Source organism: Geodermatophilus sp. URMC 61 (assembly GCF_052931555.1).
On the sequence record NZ_JBRFHZ010000002.1, the window covers coordinates 585,172 to 601,873 of the forward strand.

Annotated in this window: 17 protein-coding genes and 1 pseudogene; 9 read left to right on the plus strand and 9 right to left on the minus strand. The window is 70.5% G+C overall.

The window, feature by feature from the left end:
• Nucleotide 1 precedes the first annotated feature (1 nt).
• From helR to ACU610_RS02755, 4 genes are all read right to left on the minus strand, one after another.
• Nucleotides 2-2,152: an RNA polymerase recycling motor ATPase HelR gene (helR, locus tag ACU610_RS02740; RefSeq protein WP_446766187.1), complete on the minus strand. Its 2,151-nt coding sequence runs from the start codon at nucleotides 2,150-2,152 to the stop codon at nucleotides 2-4.
• A gap of 607 nt (nucleotides 2,153-2,759) precedes the next feature.
• Nucleotides 2,760-3,533 (minus strand): DUF5602 domain-containing protein, encoded by a 774-nt coding sequence (locus ACU610_RS02745; RefSeq protein WP_446766188.1) that lies wholly within the window; start codon nucleotides 3,531-3,533, stop codon nucleotides 2,760-2,762.
• 475 nt (nucleotides 3,534-4,008) lie between these two features.
• Nucleotides 4,009-4,152: a hypothetical protein gene (locus ACU610_RS02750; RefSeq protein WP_446766189.1), complete on the minus strand. Its 144-nt coding sequence runs from the start codon at nucleotides 4,150-4,152 to the stop codon at nucleotides 4,009-4,011.
• Between the two features lie 250 nt (nucleotides 4,153-4,402).
• The gene (locus tag ACU610_RS02755; protein WP_446766190.1) at nucleotides 4,403-4,972 is read right to left on the minus strand and encodes an SLATT domain-containing protein; all 570 of its coding nucleotides are present in this window, start codon (nucleotides 4,970-4,972) and stop codon (nucleotides 4,403-4,405) included.
• A gap of 593 nt (nucleotides 4,973-5,565) precedes the next feature.
• On the opposite strand from ACU610_RS02755, the gene ACU610_RS02760 reads away from it, so the two are divergent.
• On the plus strand, nucleotides 5,566-6,156 hold the full coding sequence (locus ACU610_RS02760; RefSeq protein ID WP_446766191.1) for a hypothetical protein: 591 nt from the start codon (nucleotides 5,566-5,568) through the stop codon (nucleotides 6,154-6,156).
• 570 nt (nucleotides 6,157-6,726) lie between these two features.
• On the opposite strand, the gene ACU610_RS02765 is transcribed toward ACU610_RS02760, so the two are convergent.
• Nucleotides 6,727-6,873 carry a hypothetical protein gene (locus ACU610_RS02765; RefSeq protein WP_446766192.1) on the minus strand — a complete coding sequence of 49 codons (147 nt, stop codon included), beginning with the start codon at nucleotides 6,871-6,873 and terminating at the stop codon, nucleotides 6,727-6,729.
• Nucleotides 6,874-7,063: 190 nt separating this feature from the next.
• Here ACU610_RS02765 and ACU610_RS02770 point away from each other — a divergent pair, with 190 nt between their 5' ends.
• A complete protein-coding gene (locus ACU610_RS02770; RefSeq protein WP_446766193.1) occupies nucleotides 7,064-7,336 on the plus strand; it encodes a hypothetical protein in 273 nt (90 codons plus the stop codon).
• A gap of 750 nt (nucleotides 7,337-8,086) precedes the next feature.
• Here ACU610_RS02770 and ACU610_RS02775 read toward each other — a convergent pair.
• Entirely contained in the window at nucleotides 8,087-8,440 is a 354-nt protein-coding gene (locus ACU610_RS02775; RefSeq protein WP_446770688.1) for a tetratricopeptide repeat protein, read from the minus strand.
• Entirely contained in the window at nucleotides 8,409-9,317 is a 909-nt protein-coding gene (locus tag ACU610_RS02780; protein ID WP_446766194.1) for a LysR family transcriptional regulator, read from the minus strand. Before ACU610_RS02780 ends, ACU610_RS02775 begins: the two co-directional genes overlap by 32 nt.
• A gap of 179 nt (nucleotides 9,318-9,496) precedes the next feature.
• Here ACU610_RS02780 and ACU610_RS02785 point away from each other — a divergent pair, with 179 nt between their 5' ends.
• The 7 genes and pseudogenes from ACU610_RS02785 to ACU610_RS02815 all read left to right on the plus strand — a co-directional run bounded on the left by ACU610_RS02785 (nucleotide 9,497) and on the right by ACU610_RS02815 (nucleotide 16,109).
• Nucleotides 9,497-10,705: a PrpF domain-containing protein gene (locus ACU610_RS02785; protein WP_446766195.1), complete on the plus strand. Its 1,209-nt coding sequence runs from the start codon at nucleotides 9,497-9,499 to the stop codon at nucleotides 10,703-10,705.
• On the plus strand, nucleotides 10,702-11,868 hold the full coding sequence (locus tag ACU610_RS02790) for a Bug family tripartite tricarboxylate transporter substrate binding protein (RefSeq protein WP_446766196.1): 1,167 nt from the start codon (nucleotides 10,702-10,704) through the stop codon (nucleotides 11,866-11,868). The genes ACU610_RS02785 and ACU610_RS02790 overlap by 4 nt, the downstream gene beginning before the upstream one ends.
• Nucleotides 11,869-11,934: 66 nt before the next feature.
• Nucleotides 11,935-13,862, plus strand: a pseudogene (locus tag ACU610_RS02795) (tripartite tricarboxylate transporter permease).
• The gene (locus ACU610_RS02800; RefSeq protein WP_446766197.1) at nucleotides 13,859-14,230 is read left to right on the plus strand and encodes a universal stress protein; all 372 of its coding nucleotides are present in this window, start codon (nucleotides 13,859-13,861) and stop codon (nucleotides 14,228-14,230) included. The pseudogene ACU610_RS02795 and the gene ACU610_RS02800 overlap by 4 nt, the downstream one beginning before the upstream one ends.
• A 127-nt stretch (nucleotides 14,231-14,357) precedes the next feature.
• Complete coding sequence (locus tag ACU610_RS02805; RefSeq protein ID WP_446766198.1) at nucleotides 14,358-14,891, plus strand: acyl-CoA thioesterase; 534 nt, start codon at nucleotides 14,358-14,360, stop codon at nucleotides 14,889-14,891.
• A gap of 550 nt (nucleotides 14,892-15,441) precedes the next feature.
• Nucleotides 15,442-15,783: a hypothetical protein gene (locus tag ACU610_RS02810; protein WP_446766199.1), complete on the plus strand. Its 342-nt coding sequence runs from the start codon at nucleotides 15,442-15,444 to the stop codon at nucleotides 15,781-15,783.
• A gap of 14 nt (nucleotides 15,784-15,797) precedes the next feature.
• Nucleotides 15,798-16,109, plus strand: a complete 312-nt coding sequence (locus ACU610_RS02815; protein WP_446766200.1) for a hypothetical protein — start codon at nucleotides 15,798-15,800, stop codon at nucleotides 16,107-16,109.
• Nucleotides 16,110-16,157: 48 nt separating this feature from the next.
• Here the strand turns inward: ACU610_RS02815 and ACU610_RS02820 are convergent, their stop codons facing one another.
• The gene (locus tag ACU610_RS02820; RefSeq protein ID WP_446766201.1) at nucleotides 16,158-16,313 is read right to left on the minus strand and encodes a hypothetical protein; all 156 of its coding nucleotides are present in this window, start codon (nucleotides 16,311-16,313) and stop codon (nucleotides 16,158-16,160) included.
• A 26-nt stretch (nucleotides 16,314-16,339) separates the two neighbouring features.
• Nucleotides 16,340-16,624: a transposase gene (locus tag ACU610_RS02825; RefSeq protein ID WP_446766202.1), complete on the minus strand. Its 285-nt coding sequence runs from the start codon at nucleotides 16,622-16,624 to the stop codon at nucleotides 16,340-16,342.
• Nucleotides 16,625-16,702: the final 78 nt, after the last annotated feature.

The following is a 16,702-nucleotide window of genomic DNA, read 5'->3' on the forward strand; positions in this document are numbered from 1 at the left end:
GTCAGGAGCTCGTGAGGACGACGAGCCGCTGGGTCGCTCGGGTCATCGCGACGTAGCGGTCGACCGCTCCCTCGATGCCCGTGCCGAACGCCTCGGGGTCGACGAGGACGACCAGGTCGAACTCGAGCCCCTTCGCCAGCACCGGGGTCAGCGACCGGACGCGGGACGTCGCCCGGAACGTGGCGTCGCCGATGACGCAGGCGGTCCCCTCGGCGTGGGCGGCGAGCCAGGTGTCGAGGACCGAGTCCAGCTCCGAGACGGATCCGTGGACGACGGGGACACCGCTGCTGCGGATGGAGGTCGGCACGTTGGCGTCCGGGAGCGCGGCCCGGACGACCGGCTCGGCCTCCGCCATGACCTCGGCCGGCGTCCGGTAGTTGATGGTCAGCGAGGCGAGCCGGACCTGACCGAACCCGATCCGGCCGAGCCGCTCCTGCCACGACTCCGGGAACCCGTGCCGAGCCTGGGCGCGGTCGCCGACGACGGTGAAGCTCCGGGAGGGGCAGCGGAGCAGCAGCATGTGCCACTCCGCGTCGGTCAGCTCCTGGGCCTCGTCCACGACGACGTGCGCGAAGGGGCCGGCGAGCAGGTCGGGATCGGCGGTGGGCAGCGCGGCCTCGTCGACCAGGGCGTCCCGCAGGTCCTGATGGCGCAGGCTCGTCATCAGCAGCAGCTCGGAGTCGTCGGCCGCGACCAGCTCGTCGATGACGCCGGCCAGGCGTTCCCGTTCCGCGGCGACGACGGCCTCCTGACGGCGCCGGCGCCGGGACGTCTCCGGGTCGCCGAGCCGCTGTCGAGCGGCGTCCAGCAGCGGCAGGTCGGACACCGTCCAGGCCCGGGCGTCCCGGCGCTGCAGCGCCCGGACGTCATCGGCGCTGAGCCAGGGAGCGCACCTGCGCAGGTAGGCGGGTACCGACCACAGGTCCCCGACGACGTCGGTCGCCTCCAACAGCGGCCACGCGCGGTCGAAGGTCGTCCGCAGCTCCCTGTCCTGCTGCAGCGTCCTGCGGACCTGGTCGGCCGGGACGTCGTCGTCGTGCGCGTCGACCAGGATGGTGAGCAGGTGCTCCCAGACCTGGTCGCGGGCCTCGTTGTGCGGGGTGCCGGGATCGGGCGCCTCGAACGCCTCGGCCCAGTCGTCGGCGCTCAGCCGGACGTCGTCCCAGGGCGTCACGACCGTCGTCCCCTCCGCCGGCGGCTCCTCGTAGAACCGGACGGCGGCCTCGATCAGCGCTCCGACGTCCACGGAGGACTTGAGGCGGGCGACGTCCAGATCGGTCTCGGCGGTCGCCGTGGCCCCCTCGGGGACGAGGTCCCGCAGGGTGCAGGTCCGCACTCCCTCCTGTCCGAGGCTGGGGAGGACGTCGGAGACGTAGGCCAGGTACGGCTGGTGCGGACCGACGAACAGCACGCCGCCCCGGTGGTGGCCGAGGCGTGGGTCGGCGTGGAGGAGGTACGCGGCGCGGTGCAGGGCGACGACGGTCTTCCCCGTACCCGGGCCGCCGTCGACGACGAGAGCGCCGTGCGATCCCGCGCGGATGACGGCGTCCTGGTCGGCCTGGATGGTGCCGAGCACGTCACGCATCCGGGGCGACCGGCTGCTGCCCAGGCTGGCGATGAAGGCGGACTGGTCGTCGAGCGCAGCGGCGTGCCCCGCGAACCCGTCCGAGGTGAACACCTCGTCCCAGTAGTCGGTGATCCGGCCGCGGGTCCACCGGTACCGGCGGCGGCTCGCCAGACCCATCGGCTCGGCGTGGGTGGCGCCGAAGAACGGCTCGGCCGCGGGCGAGCGCCAGTCGACCAGCAGCCGGCGACCCGCACTGTCCGTGAGCCCGAGTCGTCCGACGTACACGGGTTCGGAGTCGTCTCCGGGATCCATGCGTCCGAGGCACAGGTCCAGACCGAAGCGGCGCAGGGTGCGCAGGCGAGCGGTCAGCCGGTGGACCTCCAGGTCCCGGTCCAGCGCCTCCTGGCCCGTGCCGCCGGGGGCCCGGCGCTCGGCGTCGAGGCGGTCGGACAGGTCGGCGATCGACCGCTCGAGGCTCTCCGCGACGGCCGCGAAGTGCCGCTCGTCGTCCGCGATGAGTGCCGGGTCGGCCTTGGCGGAGAGGTGGTCGGGGAGGTCGAAGGCGCTGGTGGTCACGGTGTTCACGTCGTCAACTCCGATCCGAGGCCGCTCGCGGCCCTGGCGCGCAGCACGGTGCCTGGGCCGGCGGGACACACGCACTCCGCGAGTGCCATCTCCGCAGGTCCCGGCCTCGGCCGGCGATTCTGCGGCCTGCCCCGGGTCTTGCCACAAGTCCCCCCGGGCGCTATACGTTGAGCTGGGAGGACGAAGGGCTTCCCGCCATCCCTCATCTGGTCGAGGCGGCGGCCCGACTCGCGAAGCGGCCTCCACCCTCATCGGCGAGCACGGACTCGGACGTCGTCGAGCGCGCCGCCGTCCCGGGAGTGGCCGTGAGGGTCGCGGGACCGTCAGTCCGGCGGTTCCGGACACACCGGCGGTGCCCCGCGCCGTTGCCTCGTGCGCTCGTCGGGTCGCCGGCGCGGTGCTGCGAGAGCACGGGCCACGAGGCCACGCCTCCTCGGCGAGGATGCTCGACCGCTGCTCTGACCGCCTCGACGACCTGAGATCTCGCGGACTGCAGGCTGCGCGGCCGTGACCGTGACATCCGGCTCGCATCCACCACCCGAGGAGTGGTGGATGCGAGCCGGACGCCTCGGCGCGGTCCGATGACGAGGGGAGGAGGCGGCTGGGATCACGATGCGGTGCGCGCCGTCATGTCTCCGAGTGAGATGACGTACTCCTCTGTCTGCTCATCGACGCGGATGCCGTAGGTGGTCGGGTAGTAGGCGGTCGACTGGTATGCCTGGGGTTGCTTGAGCGGCTGCTCGAAGTCGGGCCCACTCATCAGGAACTCTGTGGTGATCATGGGCTCGTAGAAGATGTGGCGGCCGTCCCAGCTGCCGTTGAGGAAGATGTGCTGGAAGTCGTAGACGCCGGGGACGAGGGTGGGGTCGGTGAAGTCGATCCAGTGCACACCCATTCCAGGAACGGCCTGCGCAGCAGGGGGCGGACCAGGGGGAACGGAATAGTCCTGTGGCATGTACTTCGCCTCAGGTAGGTGGTCGGCCTTGGCGGCGTAGTCGGGATCGTCCGGGCTGATGGCGTGCATCGTCGCCATGTCGACCATGTCGAAGTGGACGTCGAAGTGCGGTTTCCCGAACAGCTCGACGGGGTCGTGCCCCTGGGGATTCCAGTTGAGCATGACGTGATCGAACGCCGTCGTGGCCGCCTCGTCGGGGAAGTCGAGCATCAGCATGGTCCCCGACGGGGGTAGTCCTTCCAGGGCGGTGCGCGACAACCGCAGGCCGACCTCGGTCGGTCGTCCGTCGCCGTCCACTGTGATGTAGGTCTTGGCGCTGCCGTTTCCGAGCGCCTGGGACGGGCCGAAGACCGTATCGCTGGAACTGGCCGGCACGGGGGTGTCGGACCGCGCGACATCGCCCTGGCACCCGGTGAGAACGGTCAAGGCGGAACAGGTGACGGCGGCAGTCAGTACCGCGTCTCGGAGGACCCGCTGAACCCGCATCGTTCTTCCCTTCTCTGGAGGCGTCTCAGACGAAGGTGTCTCAGGCGGATGGGCCCGCGGCATCGCGCCGGCTCGAGAAAGACCCCCGGAGCATGTGGATTGGCCTCAGGGAGCCGGCGGTGGGCCGATCATCGAGACGCCGTGGTCGGTAAGTGTTCGGGTGAGCCGCTCGCCGGCACGCTAGGAGTGGGGCGTCACTGAAACGTCACGCGTGCGTCGCCGCCAGGACGCGGGGAGGAGCCCCAGGAACCGCGGTGGGACCCGGCTGGAGTGGTGAGGAGGACATCCTCGGTCTCCCGGACGCTGCCGGTGGTCCGGCCACGCTGAGACCGGATGCCCGTGGGCACCGTCCCGGCACGGATCGCTGCGCTCTCGTGTCGGCGGACCGGTGCTGCGGGGCGCTCCCAGGTGATCGTCACCGGGCATCCGAGCTGGTGCTGCCGAGCACCTCGATGTCCCACGTCGACGGGCCACCGGACGCCGTCCCGCAGCTGTTGGGCGGGTCGGTCTCGTCGGCAGTCACCGCCGAGCCCGGAACCGACCGGATGGCCGTGGTCACCGGTAGCGCTCACGCGCCAGGTCATCGACGGCAGCGATCACCCTCCCGGGCCGTGGCACTTCCTCCTTCCGACTGTGCGGGTCACGGGCCGGTGGAGCCGTGCCGACAGGCCGTATCGACAGGGCAGCGCGAGGAGCCCCGATGCGGAGGGGTCCGCTCGGTCGGTCGTTCGACACGGGCGCGGTCCTGGTCCGGTTGCACCGACAGCACGGCGCCCGTGGTCGAGACCAGGCCGGGGTGCACAGACGACTCACTTCTCCGGTGCGGCTCCTGTCGGCTCGTGACCGGACGTCCGTGGTTCGTCCTGGTGGTCCACTGCGCTTCGCAACAGGCGGGTCTGGAGACTCAGGATCTTCGCCAGTTCATCGCGGGCGGAATCGGTGTCCAGCCGGTGCTCCTGGAGATCCAGCAGTGCCAAGCGCGTGCGATCGGCCAGATCGTGCCAGCCCACTGCCAGCTTGTCGTGGCTCTGGCTACGGCGCTGGCTGTCGAGGAATGCAGCAGCGGCTGCCAGCGCAGATGCGAGAAGTGCGATCGTCGCTCCAGGGACCCGTCCGGCTTCGACCGCGAGGCTCGTGGCGCCGGAGATGGCGGGCAGGACCGCGGTCGGTATGCCGAACAGGAGGTAGCGCCTCTTCCATCTCTTCGCAGACCGGCGCTGCGCGGATGCCTGGGTCAGGCAGCGCTCCAGGACGAGGGTCAGTGCCTCTCCCGTGGTGACCGTGGGAGGGGGGAGAGGTTCACCGGGATCGGACCACAACCTCGATTCTCGCCGGGTCGATGACCGTCGTCGACACGTCGAACCGTCCCGGTCGAGCACCCGGTCAGGTGGTCCGCGCACGGACGACCGACGACGGGGTACGAGTCGATCGTTGCTGGGCTGTGGTTCTCGGCGTGCACGTGTCGTCGCCAGTCCTCCAGCCGGGACCGGATCTCACCGACAGCGGCAGCCGTACTCCCTCCGACGGCGCTTCCTCACCTCGGGGCCGCAACAAGGTCAGACTCGTGGGCTCCGACCTGCGGTTGTGCCGTCCGGCGCGCTGTTCCCGCCTGCGGCGTTCCTCTGTGGCTAGGACCTTCCGGCACGTCGGTGGTTTCAGACCGTCCACGGAATCGGTGACGTCGAGGTGACGGCTCATCGCGACCCTGTCCTCAGATGGGCCCGTCGGCGACCTGACAGTTGCGTTCGAACACGGCGAGCAGCCGAGCACGCGTGAGACGGGAGCTCGTGGGGTCTGCCCCCTCAGGGAGCCGCCGCGACCCGGTAGGGGGCTGTCGTCCTTCGGCTCGTTCCTGTCGTCACCGCGATCGGAGGACATCGCAGAACAACCACGGAGTGAGACCGCACAGTCAGCGATGGGGCATGGTGCGTTCCCGAGAGACGCATGTGCAGCAATTCGGAGAGGACATGTGATGACAGAAGTGTCGGCCCCTGCATCCCCGACGACCTGGCACCTCGCGCGGCGCAGCAGGATCCGCGCATTCCGCGCTGGTCCATTCATCCTGATCCTCGCCGAGGGGCAGCTACCCAACCCCGGCTACGAGGTGGACATCCAGCGGAGCCCGCTTTTGATCTTCCCGCCGCAGTTCAACCTTCTCTGGCGACAGCGTCCGGGAATCTGGCCAACGGTCGTCGTGCCCTATCGGCATTGCGAGGTGTTCCGGTACCCCGTCGATCAGCCGACAGTCACCGTGCACCACGCCGACGGCCAGGACCAGGTGGAGATCCAGCCGATCGGGGCAGAACTCGCTCAATTCGGAGCGATGGTGTCCGACCGATCCACGGACGAAGGCAGCGCACCGGGTGGGGAGGAGGCAATCGGCATGTCAGCGAACCTCAAGTTCGATGAGGCGTTCGCGAACGCGCTGGACAATCTGCCGCCGTTCGACCCGCCGTACCCGGACGCGCTCGCGCGCGTCGACGTGGTCGACACCGCTGGGTTGTTCGGGGGTCTCCCTGGCTTCCATCACCTGGTCGTCCGCGTCCGGCGCGTCGTCACCTGACCTCGCGCCCACGCAGAGCACCGCCTGTTGCGCTGAGCTCCAGCAAGGAGGCCCGGCTCCTCTCCGGACGGTGAGGGGCCGGGCTCCGCGGCGTCTGTGGCCGCGTCACGTCATCAGCGGTGTGATCGCCGGGATGCATTCTCGCCAGGCGCACCCGGCGGAAGGGTTCCAGGTCAGGGCGTCGGCGACCCGCAGCAGAGGGTCGTCGGTCGGCCACGCTGACCGTCGCCGAGGAGGCCCCGTACGCCCGCGCCGTTGAGCGCATGGACCACATGTGGACCCACGGCTCCGGCGTCGACCGCAACCTTCTACCCACCCGCCACGTCGGGGCGGAGGTCCAGGACCGCTGTGAGGGGGATGGACAGCGGGTAGCACAGAGCACGGAGCCGCTGCAACGGGCCGGCACATCCGGTGTGCCGAGCAGTTTGCGGGATCGGTGACGAAGCCGCCAGCGCCCACCAGTCCCAGAGCTGCTGCCCGATCAGGATCGGCACCAATTGGCCAGCCTCGCGGAGATTCGTGACCGTTACGCTGGCCTTGCGTCGCACGGTGCGGAGGTAGGTCATGCGGTCACGTATCGGCTGGACTCTGCAGTGGGTTGCCGTTCTCGTGGAAGTTGCCGACGACGATGTAAGCGGTGGTCGGACGTTCCGCCAGGCGGGACTGAGACTCGATGACGGATCCATCGCGGTACTGAACGAGGTCGAAGGCTGCCACCCGGCCAGTTGCTCGACGAGCAGAAGTCCGCCCTGTGCGCCAAGGAGACCGACCTCGAGAAACCTCGCGAACAGCGCAGACTGGCCGAATCCGAGACCGAGGGTTTCGAACGCCGCAGGCTCGCGGGGCGCGATTCCAGCTCCGCGGGACCGTCAGGGACCTGCGATCCACTGATCAAGGAAGCATCATCATGAAGCGGACCATCATCTGGGTCCTGACCGTCGGCGCCGTCGTGGCGCTCATCCTGCTCGTCACGGGCGCCAGCATGTCGGCATCGGGCTTCCGGCTCGACATGGAACGCTGGGTGCTCATCGGCGCCTTCCTGGTTGTCATCTCCATGGCGACCACCGTGATGGTGTCGGTGCTCAACACGCTCAAGGACGTCCGGCAACAGACAGCTGGAAACACCACCGGAGACGGGACCGGAAACGACAGCGGGGACAACAGCTCCGGTAATTCCTAGGGTGTCCGCGCCCCTTCGGGTGCTCGATGGGGTTCATGAGGCAGGCGAGCTGCACCGGGCAACTCGTGCAGATCTTCCGGGCTGTCAGGTTGCTGGAAGCGGTCGGTGTGCCCGTGTGACTGACGTACTCGTCAGTACCTCGGGCAGCTGCTCAGTACAGGCGCCCCCTCGAGTCGATCGCTTCTGCGAGTCGCCGCATGCACTGCGTCCTCCGGTCGCATTGCCCAGAATGCCGGCCCGGTCGAGCTCGGCTTCGGTACGGGCGGCCAGGCCGTGACCGTCGTCCGTGAGCTCAAGGATCCGGCCGCGCTTGTCGTCGAGGCTGGGTCCTGGTGACGAGACCGCGGGCGACTGGTGGGCGGGCCGTCATGATCACTATCGAGTCGGTGACGCCGATGCGGCGGGGGACGTCGACCGTCCGCATCGCTCTGCCCTGCCGCAGCCGGCTGACGAGGTTCTCCTCGACATCTCGTTCGATGGCTGCACTCATGACGGGTGTGACCGAGTACTGGTCGGCGCCCCGCTGTGGATCCGCACGCCCCTGTTGCGGTCCATTCGGATGCAGTCCGATTCTGAGAGGCGCGAGCTCGCGGATCCCTCCGCCACACTTCCATCCGTGACAGCCGATGGAGGTTGATCGGCCGTATCACGAGGTGGCTCCTCGAGAGGACTCACCGCGCGGACAAGCTCGGTGTAGGACTGACCACTTCGAGTGAAGACAGCCGGTCTTCACCCCGCTGACCTGCGGCTTCATGCGTGGGGGGATGGGGCTCGGACCCACGACCCAGGGATCATGAGTCGGCTCGACCGGATGCCGGTGGCAGCCGACCATGAGCGCGCCCAGTCGAACATGCAGGGCAGGCGGCTGTGCCAGTCCGCACCCCTACGCCGGTGTTCGGCGCCGTGCTGCCGAGGTGAGCCCACGCGCGCATCGAGCTCGGCGCCGATTGCCACCTCGGTGATGGCCAGGGCGCGTTCCTCGAGGGGCAGGGCCCTCGGTGGCCGACCGAGCGTCGACAGCGTGGTGGCCAGGTGGTCCAGCCGGGTGGCGGTGCCGGGGTGGTCGCGGCGGTCAGGAGCGCTGGTATGCGCGTGCGACGTCAGTGAAGACGCGGACCATGGCCGCTTCTGCCGGGGCGGGCACGCGCTCGCGGCGGCGGGCGAGCAGGATGCGCCGGGCGGGGGCGGACTTCCCGAGAGAGATGACGCGGACGTCGGGGTGGGGATTGGTGACGGCGGTGCGGGGGGCGAGTGCGATGCCGAGCCCCACGCTGACCATGGCCTGGGCCTCCTGGTAGTCGTTCGCGTGGAAGGCGATCCGCGGGCTGAAGCCGGCCGCGCGGCAGCTGCGGTCGAGCACTTCGGCGACCGGGTGGTCGGGCTCGCGGACGACCCATTCCTCAGCGGCGAGGTCGGCCATGTCGACCCGCTTGCGGTCGGCGAGCGGGTGATCGGCGGAGACGACGAGCATCGTCGGGTCGTCGAGCAGGTGCGTGAGGGCGTAGGCCTCCGGGTCGACCCGGTTCCAGGCGTAGTCCCACAGCAGGGACAGGTCGGCCTCGCCGGAGTCGAGCATCTCGGTGAGCCGTTCCAACCGCGCTGAGCGCACGGTCAACCTGACGCCCGGGTGGGCGGTGCGGAAGCGGCTGACGGCGAGCGCCAACAGTGAGCCGCCGACGGTCGGGAAGGTGCCGACGGTCAGCCGCCCCCGGCGCAGTCCCGCTACCTGGGCCAGGTCGGCCTCGGCCGCGGCCAGTTGCCGGGTGATGCGACGGGCGTGGTCGGCCAGCACCAGCCCGGCCTCGGTCGGCACGATGCCGCGAGGCTGCCGCTGCAGGAGGGGTTGGCCGACCTCCTTCTCCAGTCGGCTCAGCTGTTGGGACACCGCCGACGTGGTGTAGCTCAACGCCTCTGCCGCGGCGGTCATCGAGCCGCTGTCGATGACCGCCGCGAGCAGGGCCATCCGTCGCACGTCCAGCACGTCGACCTCCAGGGTTCAGCGTTTCTTAAGGGGTCTGCAGATTTCTGTGATTGTGCTGCATGCATGACCGGCCGCACAGTCATTTCAGCGACTCCCCGGGCCGGCACGGGGAGCGCGGCACCCGACCCGGACGACGACCTCCCGTTCGGCTCGGTCCCCTTCGACTGTGAGGAGCTGGCGTGCGCGAACTCGCGGCGACCTGGATGCGTGGAGGCACCAGCAAGTGCCGGGTCTTCGACCGTGCTGACCTGGACGACCTCGGCTTGGACACGGCCGCGGTGCTGCTCCGGACCTTCGGCTCCCCCGACCCCCGTCAGGTCGACGGGGTCGGGGGAGCGACCTCGACGACGAGCAAGGCGGTGATCCTCGCGCCGTCGAGCGCCGGGGACGCCGACGTCGACTACACCTTCGCCCAGGTCGGCATCGAGGAGCCGGTCGTCGACTGGGGCAGCAACTGTGGCAGCTGTTCGGCGGTCGTCGGGCTCTACGCGCTGCGGCGCGGCTGGGTGCCCCCGACGGGCGAGCTGACGACTGTCCGGGTGCGCAACACCAACACCGGTCAGCTGATCGTGCAGCAGGTGCCGACGCCGGGCGGGGTCGTCGACGAGGACGGCACCGAGTACATCCCCGGCGTGCCCTTTCCCGGGGTGGGCGTGCGGATGTGGTTCCGCGACCCGGCCGGGCGGACCACGGGGGCGCTGCTGCCCACGGGCTCGCCCCGGGACGAGTTGACTTTCGGCGGGCGTGCCGTGCAGGCCACGCTGGTCGACGCCGGCGCCCCGGTCGTCGTCCTGAGTGCCGCCAGCGTCGGGATCGACGGGGCGGAGAGCCCGGCCGAGATCGCCGCCCGGCCGGGTCTGCTGGCCGCACTGGACGGCGTCCGGCGGCAGGCGGCGGTCCGCATGGGCCTGGCGGCCGACGAGGCGTCGGCGGAACGCGCCGTGCCCAAGCTGGCCGCGGTGAGCCCCGCCCCGGCGACCGGCGAGGCCGACCTGACCGTGCGGATGCTCTCCATGGGTCAGGTGCACCCCGCCCTGGCGATCACCGGCAGCGTCGCGCTGACGATGGCCGTGGCCACGCCCGGCACCGTGGTCCCCGACCACGTCTCACCCGACGGGAACGGTCGACTGCGGCTGGCCACCCCCTCCGGAGTGGTCGCCACGCATTCCGGCGAGCTGGACGGCGCGCCCGCGGTCGCCGTCACACGTACGGCACGGCGCATCGCCGACGCCGTGCTCGCGCTGCCCGGCGAGATCCAACCGCCGCGGCAGCCCGTTCCCGAGGCGCACCCTGCGCCGGCTTCCCAGCGGACAGGCGGTCGAGCATCCTCCGCCTCGCCGGGGCCATCCATCCCGACCGCCCTCGCGAATGCCGAGGTGTCTCGATGAGCACCGAAACCTCCCAGCGGCCGATCGCCGACGCCGCCCCGACATCTGGTGTCCCGCGGCGGACCGCTCTGATCATCATGGCCGTCTTCGTGGTGCTGGCCGTGGCCGCGACCACCTTCGGTTCGGACCTGCTGCGCAGGGCCGCGGCCACGACCGACGGCGACTTCGCGGGGGAGACCCTGGAGGTGCTCATCCCGCTCGCCGAGGGCGGGGGCACCGACACCTGGGCCCGCTACGTCGGCACCGAGCTCAGCCATGCCGTGCCGGGGCAGCCCGGCTTCGCGCCGGTCAACGAGCCCGGCGGGGAGGGCATCGCCGGCACGAACGACTTCGTGGCCTCCGCGCGGGCCGACGGCACGGAGATCCTCGTCTCCACGGCCTCGAGCGTCGTCCCGTGGGTGCTGGGCCGCAGCGAGGTGCAGTACGACTTCGACCAGCTGACCCCGGTCCTGGCCAACGGCAGCGGCGGGGTCATCTACGCCCGGACCGCCGCCGGCGTGAGCTCGGTGGAGGACCTGGTCGACCGGGACACCCCGCTGCGCTTCGGCGGGATCAGCGCCACCGGCCTGGACCTGACGACCCTGGTGGCCTTCGACCTGCTCGGCGCCGACGTCGAGTCGATCTTCGGCTTCGAGGGACGCGGACCGGTCAACCTGGCCCTGCAGCGCGGCGAGGTGGATCTGGACTACCAGACCACGTCGGCGTACGGACCGGCCGTCGCGCCGCTGGCCGAAGCCGGGACCGCCGTCCCGCTGATGTCCATGGGCCAGGTGAACGACGAGGGCGAGATCGTCCGGGACCCCAACTTCCCGGACCTGCCCACCGTCGTCGAGGTCTACGAGCAGCTGCACGGGAAGGCCCCCAGCGGGCCCGCCTTCGAGGCCTACCGCTCGCTGCTGGCGCTGACCTACACCTGGCAGAAGGCCATGTGGGTGCCGCAGCAGACCCCCGACGCCGCGGTCCAGACCCTGCGCCGCTCGGCCCACGAGATGGCTCAGGACCCCGAGTTCACCGAAGCCGCCGCCGAGGTGCTCGGCGGCTACCCGATCATCGCCGACGACGACCTCCCCGCGCTGGTGCACGACGCCTACACCGTCGAGCCCGACGTCCGCGACTACGTCGTCGAGCTGCTGGTGTCCGACTACGACGTCCAGCTGGACTGAGGAGCTCCCGTGCTCGACTCCGCACTGGCCGCCCTGGCCTCACTCACTCAACCTTCCCTGTTGCTCATGCTGGCCGTCGGCGTGGTCGCCGGCCTGGTCATCGGACTGATCCCCGGTCTCGGCGGCACCGGCGCCGTGGCCATCCTGCTCCCGGTCACCTTCGGCATGGAGCCCGAGCAAGCCCTCGCCCTGCTCATCGGGGCGCTGGCGGTGGTGCACACCTCCGACACCGTCGCCGCGGTGCTCTTGGGCGCACCCGGCTCGGCATCCGCCAGCGTCACCATGCTCGACGGCTATGCGATGGCCAAACAGGGCCAGGCCGCCCGGGCGCTGTCGCTGGCGTTCCTCTCCTCCATGGCCGGCGGCATCATCGGCGCCATCGGCCTCACCCTGGCCATCCCACTGGCCCGGCCGTTGGTCCTCTCCTTCGGCGCGCCGGAGCTGTTCATGCTCACCGTCCTCGGCGTCGCGCTGGCGGCGGTGCTCTCCCGAGGGAACGTGGCCAAGGGCCTGGTCGCCGGTTGCCTCGGCCTGCTGCTCGGCCTGGTCGGCATCGCGCCCTCCACGGCGGAGTACCGGTTCACCGGCGGCAGCCTCTTCCTCGCCGATGGACTGTCCCTGGTCGCGGTCGCACTCGGCGTCTTCGGCCTGGCCGAGATCGCCTCCCGGGTCGGCCAGCGACAGCAGCCCGGCGAGGAGATCGCCCTCGGCCACGGCTGGTTGACCGGCATCCGGGAGTGGCTGGGCCACTGGACCCAGGTCATCCGCGGCGCCCTGATCGGCATCTGGGCCGGCGTGCTGCCCGGCGTCGGTGCCACGGCCGGCACGTGGCTCGCCTACGGCCAGACCGTGGCCACCGCCAAGGACAAGAAGAAGTTCGGCAAGGGCGACCCCGCGGCATCATCGGCCCCGAGAGCGCCAACAACTCGGTCGAGGCCGGCGACCTCATCCCCACGCTGCTGTTCGGCATCCCCGGCGGCGTGCCCGCCGCGATGCCGCTCGGCACCCTGCTGACCTACGGCATCCAGCCCGGCCCGACCATCGTCACCGACCACCTCGACCTCATGTACCTCATCGTGTGGTCCTTCGCGATCGCCAGCATCGCCGGCGCCGCGCTGTGCTTCCTGGTCACCAAGCCGCTGGCCCGCATCACCAAGGTGCCCTTCGCGATCCTCGGCCCCGGCCTGGTGGTCGTGATGCTGCTCGGCGCCTTCCAGGAGAGCGGTCAGCTCGGCGACCTGTGGGTCATGATCGCGCTCGGGCTGCTCGGCTGGCTGCTCAAGGACACCGGCTTCCCGCGGGCCCCGTTCCTCATCGGGTTCGTCCTGGCCATCCCGCTGGAGCGCTACTATTTCCTCACCGACGCCGTGTACGACGGCGCTGAGTGGCTGGTGCGGCCCTGGGTGATCGTATTCCTGGCCGTGCTGGTCGCGCCGGCCGTCTTCGCGCTGATCCGCTACCTGCGCCGGCGCCGCGGCAGTGACGCCGACGACCGGCACGTGGAGCCAGAAGGCGAGGACGAGGGCGAGCTGTCGGGCTCGGTGTGGTCGCTGCTGACCGCAGCCGGGATGCTGGTGGTCTTCGTCGTCGCCTTCCTGGTGGCCGGCGGCTACAGCCCCGAGGCCCGCCTGGTGCCCAGGTTGATCACGGGCCTCGGAGCCCTCGCCGCGCTGGTGCTGCTGATCCTGGAGATCCGCCGGCTGCGGTCGGCCCCGACCGCTCCGGCCGGGGCAGAGCAACCCGAACGCCGGCGGTTCCCCGGAGTCGCCGTGGCCGCCCGCACCTTCACCTGGATGGCAGCCTTCCTGGGCCTGGTCGCCCTCGGCGGCTACGTCGCCGCGGCCCTGGTCTTCGTCCCGGCCTTCCTCCTGTACGTGGCCCGGGCCCGGACCCGGACGGTGCTGGTCTACGGAGTGGTCACCGCCGCCCTCCTGGTCCTCGCCCCGATCCTGCTGCCCGTCGAACTGCCCCTTGGAGCTCTGATGTCGCGATGACCGTCCTCGCCACCGTGGCCAACGCCGCCGAAGCGGCCGCCGTTCTCCCGGCCGCCGCCGAGGCGGCCCGCCGCAACAGCGATCTGCATGTCCTGAACCTCACCCACGGCCGGGACACGCAGGCCCTGACCGCGGCGCTGGACGCGGCCCGCGCGGAACTGGGCCCCGACGGCCGGGCGGTGGTCGTCTCCGAGCCGTCGATCCCCGACCACGCCGCGGCGGCGCTCGTGGCGGCCGACAAGATCGACGCCGAGGTCCTCGTGATCGGGGTCCGACGGCGCAGCCCGGTGGGCAAGCTGGTGATGGGCTCGATCGCCCAGACCATCCTGCTCGACGCGGACTGCCCCGTCCTCGCCGTGCGGATCTGACGGCCCGGCCAGGGCCCGCCCACAAGATGGCGCACACCGGCCGGAGCGGGCGGGGACCTTCTGGTCCCCGCCCGCTCCGCTTCGTTGGAAGGTCCGCATCGCCACCACTGCCCGAGGAGACCCGACGATGCCCTCGAACAACGGTTCCCCGTCGGACCCGGTCGTCAGCAGCGCTGAGGACGACCGCCACCGCCTGTCGATGACCATCCTGATGACGCCCGACATGTCCAACTTCGCCGGCAACGTCCACGGCGGCCTGCTGCTGAAGTACCTGGACCAGGTGGCCTACACCTGCGCCACCCGCTGGGCGCGGACCTACGCCGTCACTCTCTCGGTGGACCAGGTCGTCTTCCGGGAGCCGGTCCACGTCGGTGAGCTGGTGACCTTCCAGGCCAGCGTCAACCGCACCGGGCGCACCTCCATGGAGATCGGGGTGCGCGTGACCACCCAGGACCTGGTCAGCCAGGTCGTCCGGCACACCAACAGCTGCTACTTCACGATGGTCGCCATCGGGCCGGACGGTCGGCCGGTGGAGGTCCCGCCGTGGCGGCCCCGGACCGCCGAGGAGCATCGGCGGCACGAGGCCGCCGGCCGGCGTCGAGATCTGCGTCGGGAGATCGAGCGCGCTACCTCGGAGATTCGTCAGGCGACCACGCCCTGATCGCAACGCAGCGGACCTCGGGCTGAGCACCCCCCACAACGTGGGAGCGCAGTCGGCGAACACGGCCTCAGGGCCGTCCTGTGCGTGTGCCCCACCTGTGGGCGGTGTGGGCCGCCCGCGGTCCCGTTCGTGAAGACGAAACCGCAGGCCAGGACCGGTGGGGGGTGGGGCTCGAACCCACGACCCAGGGATCACCTGCTCGCCGCAGCCCGCTACGCCTGCAAGGACCTTGGCCTGCAGAAGCCGGCCGGCCTGCCAAGTCGCAGCCCAGTAGATGGGAGCGGCGAAGCGCGGGCGGTCCCTGCTGCGCTGGTGCGGCCTTCCCGCTGCCGGTGCGAGCGGAAGGCCGGACCAGGCCCCGGACGGTTCAGGCTCAGAGGTCGGCGTGACGCTGGAGTGACGCCAGCATACGAGTATCTGGCGTGGCGCAGGTTGGCCGTGAGGGATGCGAAATGACAGGTCATAGCTCTGGGATAGCAGGTGCGTTCACGCTCTTGTCACAACCGGCCTGCGTTGAAAAGACAGGCCCGCAATCGGAAAGGTGGGGCCGATGTTCGCCTACCGGAGCTTCTGGATGTGGACGACAGGCAACTTCACGACCTCGACCACCGTGGTCTTGGATCGCACCCGTAGGTACCTGGTCACAGGCGGAATCGTCGGAAAGGAAGGCGGCGACTACGGGCAGGTCTTCATCTCGACCGTCTGCACGATGCCTAGTAGTGATCAAGTGCTCTGCGGAGTCCGCGACAATCCGTCCGACACACCGGACACCAACATCAAGACACTGGGGCTCGTCGAGTTCCTACCACCAACTGCTACGCGTGTCACGATCAAGCTCCGGTCCAGTGGTGGGCGGCATCGAGCCGAAGGCATCGTCTACGACATCACCTGACAGGGGAGATCGTCATGAACATGGCAGCCTACGCGGTATACGACGCAGAGACGGGTGAGGTCGTCCACATGCACGTGGAGCCGGCCGAGCTGGGCAGCTCCCCGGAGGAGATCGCAAGCATTGTGGACGTGCAGAATCCGCAACGGTTGCGCGCTATTCGGTTACCTGCGCAAGACCTGCCCTCCGGCGCGGCGCGCGTGGTCGACGGCGAACTTCGTGCCGAGGAGGGGGCGAACTGGGGGCAGGCCGCTGTCGAGGGACCAGAGGTCGAGCCCGACCTGACGCGCAGGTATCGGCCGCAGCCCCCAACCGACGCCTTTGCGTGAGGGGTGCCCTGACCAAAGATTCGCCGGGTTGAGCGGACGAGGGTGTGATCACGCGGCGGCTCGCTGCCCGGGCTGCCCCCAGCGCCGGTGGCATTCGCTGTCAATCCGCGCACGTTCCCGGCGCTGGGCGGCCAGTACGTGCGGGTGGCGGGTGTGGGCGTTGCGCCAGCGCAGGTGCTCGTGCAGCTCACGGGTGAGGACCACGTGGGTCGGGTGATGCGAGCCGGTGATCACAAAGCAGCGCAGGGACCGGAGTGCACCTCGATCGGGTTGGCCCAGGAGGCGTAGGTCGGGGTGGACCACAGCTCGACGGCGTGCCGGGCGGCCCAGCGGCGAGTGGTCGGCCCCTGGTGCGCGGACACGTTGTCCAAGATCACCTGGATCGGCTGGTGGTCCGGGCGGGCGGCGCGGATCGACCGCAGCGCGGCCAGCGTGTTGACCGCGCCCTCATGGAGCCGGACCACGCCCCACAGTCGGTCCTCGCCGACCGAGTAGCAGCCGTGGAAGTACCGCACCCCGCGAGCTTGTGATGGCTGGCCGGTAGCCGGGCCGGGCGGCCTCGTGGCGCCGGCCCGGCGCCGGGCGTGGGTGCG